Source organism: Mesorhizobium sp. P2_A8 (assembly GCF_056404935.1).
On sequence record NZ_JBFUDB010000034.1, the window covers coordinates 1 to 682 of the forward strand.

General features: G+C 60.9%; 1 protein-coding gene. It reads left to right on the plus strand.

Annotated features, from left to right (window positions below; translation table 11 throughout):
- Positions 1 to 2: 2 nt before the first annotated feature.
- Positions 3 to 682: corrinoid protein (locus AC1D10_RS35565; protein ID WP_477279989.1), on the plus strand; the 680-nt coding region annotated here is incomplete at its 3' end.

The following is a 682-nucleotide window of genomic DNA, read 5'->3' on the forward strand; positions in this document are numbered from 1 at the left end:
AAATGTCCGACGACGAGATCATCCTATCCGAACTTTCCGACGACGAGTTGGTGCAGCAGATGCACGACGACCTCTATGACGGGCTGAAGGAAGAGATCGAGGAAGGCACCAACATCCTGCTCGAGCGTGGCTGGGTGCCCTACAAGGTGCTGACGGAAGCGCTGGTCGAAGGCATGCGCATCGTCGGCGAGGATTTTCGTGACGGCATCCTGTTCGTGCCGGAAGTGCTGTTGTCGGCCAATGCGATGAAGGCCGGGATGTTCATCCTGCGCCCGTTGCTTGCCGCCACCGGCGCGCCGAAGCAGGGCAAGATGGTCATCGGCACCGTCAAGGGCGACATCCACGACATCGGCAAGAACCTCGTCGGCATGATGATGGAGGGGGCCGGCTTCGACGTCATCGACCTCGGCATCAACAATGCGGTCGAGAAGTATCTCGATGCGATCGAGCAGCATCAGCCCGACATCATCGGCATGTCGGCGCTGCTGACCACGACCATGCCCTATATGAAGGTCGTCATCGACACGATGAAGGAAAAGGGCATCCGCGACGACTATGTCGTGCTGGTCGGCGGTGCGCCGCTGAACGAGGAATTCGGCAAGGCCGTCGGCGCCGATGCCTACTGCCGCGACGCGGCGGTGGCGGTCGAGACCGCCAAGGACTTCATGAAGCGCAAGCACAA